General features: G+C 61.8%; 9 protein-coding genes and 1 pseudogene. 2 read left to right on the top strand and 8 right to left on the bottom strand.

All coding sequences use genetic code 11. The annotated features are described in order from the left end of the window. Window positions 1–50: 50 nt before the first annotated feature. From HX815_RS31195 to HX815_RS31160, 8 genes and pseudogenes are all read right to left on the bottom strand, one after another. Complete coding sequence (locus HX815_RS31195) at window positions 51–1130, bottom strand: sigma-54-dependent Fis family transcriptional regulator (RefSeq protein WP_177029481.1); 1080 nt, start codon at window positions 1128–1130, stop codon at window positions 51–53. 99 nt (window positions 1131–1229) lie between these two features. Next, the gene (locus HX815_RS31190; protein WP_003212526.1) at window positions 1230–1895 is read right to left on the bottom strand and encodes a methionine ABC transporter permease; all 666 of its coding nucleotides are present in this window, start codon (window positions 1893–1895) and stop codon (window positions 1230–1232) included. Then, window positions 1892–2638, bottom strand: a complete 747-nt coding sequence (locus HX815_RS31185; protein ID WP_003212524.1) for a methionine ABC transporter ATP-binding protein — start codon at window positions 2636–2638, stop codon at window positions 1892–1894. Before HX815_RS31185 ends, HX815_RS31190 begins: the two co-directional genes overlap by 4 nt. Beyond that, complete coding sequence (locus HX815_RS31180; protein WP_003212522.1) at window positions 2635–3429, bottom strand: MetQ/NlpA family ABC transporter substrate-binding protein; 795 nt, start codon at window positions 3427–3429, stop codon at window positions 2635–2637. The genes HX815_RS31185 and HX815_RS31180 overlap by 4 nt, the downstream gene beginning before the upstream one ends. Before the next feature lie 14 nt (window positions 3430–3443). Then, window positions 3444–4481 (bottom strand): isopenicillin N synthase family oxygenase, encoded by a 1038-nt coding sequence (locus tag HX815_RS31175; protein WP_177029480.1) that lies wholly within the window; start codon window positions 4479–4481, stop codon window positions 3444–3446. An 86-nt stretch (window positions 4482–4567) separates the two neighbouring features. Then, a pseudogene (locus HX815_RS31170) lies at window positions 4568–5086 on the bottom strand (thioredoxin family protein); the annotation flags it as partial. A gap of 77 nt (window positions 5087–5163) precedes the next feature. Further along, window positions 5164–5343 (bottom strand): hypothetical protein, encoded by a 180-nt coding sequence (locus tag HX815_RS31165; RefSeq protein WP_087695230.1) that lies wholly within the window; start codon window positions 5341–5343, stop codon window positions 5164–5166. 11 nt (window positions 5344–5354) lie between these two features. Next, window positions 5355–5597 carry a DUF2790 domain-containing protein gene (locus HX815_RS31160; protein ID WP_003212513.1) on the bottom strand — a complete coding sequence of 81 codons (243 nt, stop codon included), beginning with the start codon at window positions 5595–5597 and terminating at the stop codon, window positions 5355–5357. A gap of 216 nt (window positions 5598–5813) precedes the next feature. On the opposite strand from HX815_RS31160, the gene HX815_RS31155 reads away from it, so the two are divergent. Further along, the gene (locus HX815_RS31155; protein ID WP_003212510.1) at window positions 5814–6554 is read left to right on the top strand and encodes a response regulator; all 741 of its coding nucleotides are present in this window, start codon (window positions 5814–5816) and stop codon (window positions 6552–6554) included. After that, window positions 6551–7855, top strand: a complete 1305-nt coding sequence (locus tag HX815_RS31150) for an ATP-binding protein (RefSeq protein ID WP_003212508.1) — start codon at window positions 6551–6553, stop codon at window positions 7853–7855. The genes HX815_RS31155 and HX815_RS31150 overlap by 4 nt, the downstream gene beginning before the upstream one ends. Window positions 7856–7968: the final 113 nt, after the last annotated feature.

The following is a 7968-nucleotide window of genomic DNA, read 5'->3' as shown; positions in this document are numbered from 1 at the left end:
AACCATAAGCAGCCGTTACCGAAGAAACGGATATGTACATCATCAAAAAATCAGGGTTTAACCCGCCCCTTGAGCATCCCATGATTCACCAAAAGCGTCCGCATGGCATTGCGCGTCACCCCCAACAACTCCGCCGTACGCAACTGATTAAACCCACAAAACGCAAACGCCTCCCGCACGATCAAATCCTCGATATCGTGCAACAACGAATCCCCCGGCACCTCGAACAACCGCAGCAACTGCTCCCGCACCACCTCCTGCGGAATCCTCGGCGCCCCGCTGTTAACGCTGGCATGCATCGCACTCAGCCCCGCAGAAAACTTCAAGTGCGACGGCATGATCGGCCTGTCCCCAGCCACCAAAAGCGCCAGGTGCACCACATTCTCCAGCTCACGAATATTCCCCGGCCACGGATAATCCAGCAACGCCTGGGTCGCCGACTCCGACAACATCGGCTCGGCGATTTTCAGCCTGGCACTGTAGAGCCGCCGAAAATGCTCAACCAACGGCAGGATATCCAGCGGCCGCTCACGCAACGGCAACACCTGCACCTGCGCCACGTTGATGCGATAGAACAGGTCAAGACGAAAGTTGCCCGCCTCCACCGCCTGCTCCAGGTCGATGTTGGTGGCCGTCACCAGCCGGATATTGATCTTGATCGGCTTGCGCGACCCCACTCGCACCACTTCCTGCTCCTGCAATACCCGCAGCAGCTTCACCTGCAACGGCAGCGGCAAGTCACCGATCTCATCGAGGAACAGGGTCCCGCCATCGGCTTCTTCAAACCAGCCGATCCGCCGCCCCGAGGCCCCGGAAAACGAGCCGGCCTCATGCCCAAAAAATTCGCTTTCCGCAAGGTTCTCGCTGATGGCCCCACAGTTCACCGGCACAAACGCACCGGTGCGGCCGCTGGCGCTGTGGATATAGCGCGCCACCAGCTCCTTGCCGGTGCCGGTCTCGCCATTGATCAACACCGGCGCGTCACTGGGGCCGACACGTTGCAAATATTCGAGCAGTTGCAGGGAACGCGGGTCGGCAAAAACCAGCGCCTTGGCGCGAATCGACAACGGGTCTTTTTCGCCTTGGGGTAAAGTCAGGATCGGCGTGGGATGCCCGTGGGGACGGTTCATGAAAAGTATTTCCCGGCGACGAGGTGAAGGTACGTAAGGGAACTCTACTCAGTCACGCATATAACTAGAAATATTAAAAATTCATTAGTACATAACCGTTTATCGACGATGCGCCAGCGACCTCACGCAACGATCCCCCAGGCTTTGCACGCCCTGGACCAGCACCACCAACACAATCACCGTCACCACCATGATCTGGTTATTGAAACGCTGGTACCCATAACGAATCGCCAGGTCCCCCAGGCCGCCACCGCCAATCACCCCGGCCATGGACGAAAAGCCGATCAGCATCACCAGGGTCAGGGTCAACCCCGCAAGCAACGCAGGCAGCGCCTCCGGCAGCAGCACCTTGAAGATCACATGCCGAATATCCCCGCCCATGGCAACGATGGCTTCGATACGCCCCTTGTCCACTTCGTCCAGCGCGTTTTCGACAATCCGCGCAAAGAACGGAAAGGCGCCAATGGTGATCGGCACCACGGCGGCGGTGCTGCCCAGGGTGGTGCCGACGATCAGCCGGGTCAGCGGAATCAAGGCAATCAGCATCACCACAAAGGGCAATGAGCGGCCCAGGTTGATCACCGCACCCAGCACACGGTTCACCCGTGGCAAGGGGAACAGCCCGCCGCGGCGACTGACAAACAGCAGCACCCCCAGGGGCAGGCCGATCAGCAAGGTAAAGACCGCCGCCAGCAGCACCATGTACAGGGTTTCGCCAGTGGCCGTGAGCAGCAGTTGCAGGATGTCGTTCCAGTCCGTTTTCATACTGCCCTCACCGCTGGCAGGCTGGGGGCCAGTGAACGGCCCAGGCTTGAGGCGGGGTCGGCCTGCAATTGAATCAGGCTGCCGCTTTCCACCACACGCCCATTGGCCAGGGATACCGCGCTGTCGCAGATAGCCTTGACCACATCCAGCTCGTGGGTGATCAACACGATGGTCACCCCCAGTTGCCGATTGATACTGCGCAGCAGTTCCAGGATCGACGCGGTGGTTTCCGGGTCGAGGGCGCTGGTGGCTTCGTCCGACAGCAAATAATCCGGGCGCGCCGCCAGCGCCCGGGCGATGCCGACGCGCTGCTTCTGGCCGCCGGACAGTTGCGACGGAAACGCCAGCGCCTTGTCACTCAGGCCGACCAGTTCCAGCAATTCCTTGACCCGGGCAACGCGCTCGGCCTTGGGCTGGCCGGCGATTTCCAGGGGCACCGCCACATTGTCGGCGACGTTGCGTGAATGCAGCAGGTTGAAACCCTGGAAGATCATGCCGATGCGCTGGCGTTGCTGGCGCAGTTGCTTGTCACTGAGCAGCGTCAGGTCCTGGCCGTCCATGAGGATGCGCCCGGAAGTCGGGCGCTCCAGCAGGTTCAGGCAGCGCAGCAAAGTACTCTTGCCCGCCCCGCTCCGCCCCACGATCCCGAAGATCGAACCGTCGGCAATCTGCAACGACACGTTATCCAGCGCCGGCGGCTGGCCATCGGCGTAGGTTTTGCTGACCTGCTCGACGACGATCATTCGACAGCTACCGGAATCACCGAGCCTGCATATTTCTCGGTGATGAACTTGGCCACCTCCGGCGAATTCAGGTCCTTGGCCAGCTGTTTGATCCGTGGGTCGTCCTGCAATTTCGGGGTGGTCACGAGGATATTCGCGTAGGGATTGCCCTGGGCTTTTTCCAGCCCAAGGGCATCCTTGGCCGGTGACAGGCCGGCCTCGAGGGCGTAGTTGCCGTTGATCACGGCGAGGTCGACATCATCCAGGGCGCGAGGAATCTGTGGTGATTCGATCTCGAGGATCTTCAGGTGCCTGGGGTTCTCGGCAATGTCCTTGGGCGTTGCCTGGTCCTTGGCCGGGTCGTTGAAACCGGGCTTGAGCGTGATCAGGCCGTTGGCTTGCAGCAGGTACAGCGCACGGCTCAGGTTGGTGACGTTGTTGGGCACGGCCACGGTGCCTTTATCCGGCACCTGGGCAAAGCTGGTGTGGCGATGGGAATAGATACCCAGCGGCTCGATATGCACGGTGGCCGCCACTGTGAATTTCTGGCCGAGAGCCTGTTCCTGGGAGTGCAGGTACGGCAAGTGCTGGAAGTAGTTGGCGTCCACATCACCGTGGGCCAGCAGTTCATTGGAGTTCACGCCGTTGGGGATTTCGATGATTTTCAGCTGCAGCTGCGGGTCGAGCTTCTGCACGTATTCGAGGATTTGCGCGTGGGGAATCGGGTCCGCCGCCACACGCAGGGCCTCGGCGGCCTGGGCGTCGAAGGAGGCAATCAGGACGGCCAGGGCCAGGGCTGTTTTCTTGAGCATGGTGATGTTCCTTATCAGGCGGACAGGGCTTGGGGAATCGTGGCATCGGCGTAAAACCGTTGGGCGACATCCGGATGGGAACGCAGGCGGCCCTTGAGGTAGTTCCAGCCGACGTCCCGCAGCAGCGGGTTACGCGAGTCACTGGTGGGGCCGTGGGCATCGCGCAGCAACTCGGGCGGCAACTGATACACCGGCACCACCGCGTCGAGTTGTGCACCGAGGAAAAACGCCAGGGACAAACGCTCGCTGCCCAGGGGCGGCGATTCGACCCGGTGCACCGTGGCACGCAGGTAGCCGTTGGTGGCCAGTTCCAGCAACTCGCCGATGTTCACCACCAGGGTGTCGGGGCGCGGCAAGGCGTCGATCCAGCGGCCCTCCTCCACTTCCACTTGCAGGCCGGCCTGCCGGTCTTGCAGGAGGAAGCTGAGAAAGCCGGAATCCTTGTGGGCGCCGACGCCCTGGCGACTCTGCTGGGCGTGGCGGCCGGGGTAGCGGATCAGCTTGATGTGTTCGTTGGGCTTGGCGCCATACAGCGGGTCGAAAGCATTTTCCGGCAGCGACAAGGCCTGGGCAAAGGCGCGCAACAAGCGCAGGGACATCTGCGTCATCGCCTGCTGCCAGGCCAGTAACAAGGGCTTGAGTTCAGGCAACGCGGCAGGCCACTGGTTGGGGCCTTGCAGGCGCGACCAGGCCGGTGAATCCGGGCCTTGCTGCAGCGGCTCGCGCTCGGCGCCGAGGTCGAACTGTTCACGCAGGTCCGGCTGCCCCCGGGTGATCTCCGACGCGGCGCGGTTGTAGCCGCGAAAGTGTGGGGAGTTGATCATGCCGACAGCAAGCTTGTCGGCCTCCGGCAAGGCGAAAAACTGGCGCGCCTGCTGCTGCACCTGGGTGAGCAACCCGGCGTCGATGCCGTGGCCGGTGAGGTAGAAAAAACCGATATGCCGCGCAGCGTGGCGCAGGTCATCGAGAAACTGCCCACGCTGGGCCGGGCTGCCGTCGAGCAGCGCCAGGTCCAGCAGGGGCAAGGTATTGATTGCCAGCGGGTGCGACATTGGGTGCTCACTCCATGAACAGGTACGTGGAGTGGTGAAGCTAAACGATCTAAAAACCCCGCAATAAATACCTTTTTGGCATTAGCTTAGGTTGGCGCGTTCGCTGCCCTGGCTTCTTCCAGCAAGGCCTGGATGACTTTCTCCTGATTGTCGTAGCGGCCCTCGCCGAAATGGCTGTAGCGCACTTTGCCGGTGGCATCGAAGAAGTAATGGGCCGGCCAGTACTGGTTATCGAAGGCGCGCCAGATGCGGTAGTCGTTGTCGATGGCCACCGGGTAATGGATGTCCAGCTTCTTGACCTGGCTGCGTACGTTATCCAGGACTTTCTCATAGGCGTTTTCCGGCGTGTGCACACCGATCACCACCAACCCGTCCCTGGCGTACTTCTTCGCCCACTGATTGACGTACGGCAGGCTGCGCTGGCAGTTGACGCAGTCGTAGGTCCAGAAATCCACCAGCACCACCTTGCCCTTCAGGCCCTCGGCCGTCAGCGGCGGCGAGTTGAGCCAGGCCACCGCGCCGTCGAGGGACGGCATGCGCTCATCGGACTGGCTGAAACTTTCGGCATCGACGTTGTTGATCAGGTAGTTCACCGCCTTGGGCACGCCGACCAAGGCAACCACCAGTGCCAACAGCAGCAGGCCTTTTGAGCGGCGCAGGTATCGGATGAAGTTCATGGGTGTCACCTCGTGGCCGGGGGTGTTTCGGCGCGTTTGCGAGCCGCGCCGTTTTGCGCCAGCGGCGTGTTCTGGAAGCAGGTTTCACTGCCAGTGAGTTTTTTCGCGGTGGCGGCATTCACATCCGCCGCCACACCCGCCAGGGAAAACGCCAGGGCGCTGAGAAAGCTGTTGAGTGGGGTCATGGCCGGTCTCCTCAGCTGCCTTCAAGGCAATTGCTGGAAAATTTGCGGTAGTCGAGGACGTGGCGCTGGCCCTCGGAATCGAGGTAGGTCAGTTTCGAGTTGACGATGCCGCACAGCGCGCCACCGGACTCTTCGGAGATCGACAGCACCTGGTGGATATCCGGCTGGCTGGCGGTGGTTTCGGCATGGGCGGCAACACTCAGGCCAGTGAGTAAGGCAAACAGGCAACTGGCATAGGCAGCTTTGATAGTCATGGGTGGTTCCCCGGGGGTTCAAGTGGGCCGAGGCGGATTACCTCGATGGGCTCATTTGAACCTTGCGAGGTATCCGGATTGTGTCGGCCAGGCCCGGATTTTTGCGTCGATGTGTATCTCGTCACCGCCAGATACACTGCAATACAAAGGGCACAAGGCAAGCCCGCCGCCAGTGGCTAGACTGCGCATCAATGACTAATCAACGAGGAAGGCAGCATGGATCACGTCGATCACATTCTGATTGTCGATGACGATCGGGAGATCCGCGAACTGGTGGGCAACTACCTGAAAAAGAACGGCCTGCGCACCACCGTGGTGGCTGACGGCCGGCAGATGCGCAGCTTCCTCGACACCACCCCCGTGGACCTGATCGTGCTGGACATCATGATGCCCGGCGACGACGGCTTGCAGCTGTGCCGCGAACTGCGGGTGGGCAAGCACAAGGCCACGCCGATCCTGATGCTCACCGCGCGCAACGATGAAACCGACCGCATCATCGGCCTGGAAATGGGCGCCGACGATTACCTGGTCAAGCCCTTCGCCGCCCGTGAACTGCTGGCCCGCATCAACGCCGTGCTGCGGCGCACGAGGATGCTGCCACCGAACCTGGTGGTGACCGAAAGCGGCCGGCTGATCCGCTTTGGCCGCTGGCGCCTGGACACCACCGCCCGCCATCTGCTGGACGAAGACAACACCCTGGTGGCCTTGAGCGGTGCCGAATACCGTTTGCTGCGCGTCTTCCTCGACCATCCGCAACGAGTGCTCAACCGTGACCAGTTGCTGAACCTGACACAGGGCCGGGACGCGGACCTGTTCGACCGCTCCATCGACCTGCTGGTCAGCCGCCTGCGCCAGCGCCTTTTGGACGACGCCCGCGAACCGGCCTACATCAAGACCGTGCGCAGCGAAGGCTATGTGTTCTCCCTGGCCGTGGAAATCCTTGGGGACCCGGCATGACCCTCACGTTTCGCTGGCCGCGCACCCTCGCGGCGCAACTGACGGTAATTTTCATCGTCAGCCTGCTGTGCGCCAACGCCCTGTCGTTCAGTGCGCAGTTCTATGAGCGCTACATGAGTGCCCGCAGCGTAATGCTGGGCAACCTGGAAAACGACGTATCGACGTCGATCGCGATCCTCGACCGCCTGCCCGCCGCCGAGCGTGCCAGCTGGCTGCCGCGCCTCGACCGCAACGCCTACCGCTACCTGCTGAATGCCGGCGAACCCGGCGAGCCGATGGCCAGCGACAACGTGCCCATGGCCGCGACGTCGATTTCCGATGCGTTGGGCGAGCACTACCCGCTGACGTTCCGCGACATCCCGGGCCTGCAAAAACACTTCCAGGCGCACCTGACCCTGGCCGATGGCAGCCCGGTCACGATTGATGTCTATCCCAAGCCGATCCCGTTTGCGTTCTGGCTGCCGGTGGTACTGGTGCTGCAACTGGTGGTGTTGCTGGTGTGCACCTGGATCGCCGTGCGCATCGCCATCCGCCCGCTGACACGCCTGGCACGGGCAGTGGAAACCCTCGACCCGAATGCCCGCCCGACGCCGCTGGACGAAACCGGCCCCACCGAGGTGGCGCATGCGGCGGCGGCGTTCAACGAAATGCAGAAACGGATTGCCGAGTACCTCAAGGAGCGCATGCAGATTCTGGCGGCGATCTCCCATGACTTGCAGACGCCGATCACCCGCATGAAATTGCGTGCCGAGTTCATGGAGGACTCGGTGGACCGGGAAAAGCTCTGGAGTGACCTGGGGGAAATGGAGCATCTGGTGCGCGAGGGTGTGGCGTATGCCCGCAGTGTGCATGGGTCCACCGAGGCCAGTTGCCGGATCGACCTGGATGCGTTTCTCGACAGCCTGGTGTTTGATTACCAGGACATGAACAAGCAAGTGAGTTTGACCGGTAAAAGCGCGGTGGTTTTGGATACGCGGCCCCATGCGTTGCGTCGGGTGCTGGTGAACCTGGTGGACAACGCGCTGAAATTTGCCGGGGAGGCGCAGTTGGAGGTGGGGTCGACGGCGGCGGGTGAGCTTTCGATCAAGGTGCTGGACCGGGGGCCGGGGATTGCCGAGGATGAACTGGTGCAGGTGATGCAGCCGTTTTACCGGGTGGAGAGTTCGCGTAATCGTGGCACTGGTGGTACAGGGCTGGGGTTGGCGATTGCCCAGCAACTGGCGGTGGCGATTGGCGGGGAGTTGACCCTGAGCAACCGGGACGGCGGGGGGTTGTGTGCGCAGGTTCGGCTGGAGCTGTGACGGGCGGTGTGTATATCCATTATTTGGGTGATGGCTTGTATCGGTTCCGCTCTTACAGCGGCTCACTTTTGAAAAGCGCAAAAGTAAGCAAAACGCTCTTGCCCCACCACTCG

The sequence above is a fragment of the Pseudomonas sp. E6002 genome, from assembly GCF_013385565.1.
In the GTDB taxonomy this organism is placed as follows: Bacteria; Pseudomonadota; Gammaproteobacteria; order Pseudomonadales; family Pseudomonadaceae; genus Aquipseudomonas.
Note: the sequence above shows the minus strand (reverse complement) of the source record. Positions and strands in the feature narration are given on the sequence as shown.

What these genes read in the sequence shown, in the direction of transcription:
- HX815_RS31195 (WP_177029481.1), bottom strand. Translation starts at nt 1,130, where the DNA reads ATGAACCGTCCCCACGGGCATCCCACGCCGATCCTGACTTTACCCCAA.
- HX815_RS31190 (WP_003212526.1), bottom strand. Translation starts at nt 1,895, where the DNA reads ATGAAAACGGACTGGAACGACATCCTGCAACTGCTGCTCACGGCCACT.
- HX815_RS31185 (WP_003212524.1), bottom strand. Translation starts at nt 2,638, where the DNA reads ATGATCGTCGTCGAGCAGGTCAGCAAAACCTACGCCGATGGCCAGCCG.
- HX815_RS31180 (WP_003212522.1), bottom strand. Translation starts at nt 3,429, where the DNA reads ATGCTCAAGAAAACAGCCCTGGCCCTGGCCGTCCTGATTGCCTCCTTC.
- HX815_RS31175 (WP_177029480.1), bottom strand. Translation starts at nt 4,481, where the DNA reads ATGTCGCACCCGCTGGCAATCAATACCTTGCCCCTGCTGGACCTGGCG.
- HX815_RS31165 (WP_087695230.1), bottom strand. Translation starts at nt 5,343, where the DNA reads ATGACCCCACTCAACAGCTTTCTCAGCGCCCTGGCGTTTTCCCTGGCG.
- HX815_RS31160 (WP_003212513.1), bottom strand. Translation starts at nt 5,597, where the DNA reads ATGACTATCAAAGCTGCCTATGCCAGTTGCCTGTTTGCCTTACTCACT.
- HX815_RS31155 (WP_003212510.1), top strand. Translation starts at nt 5,814, where the DNA reads ATGGATCACGTCGATCACATTCTGATTGTCGATGACGATCGGGAGATC.
- HX815_RS31150 (WP_003212508.1), top strand. Translation starts at nt 6,551, where the DNA reads ATGACCCTCACGTTTCGCTGGCCGCGCACCCTCGCGGCGCAACTGACG.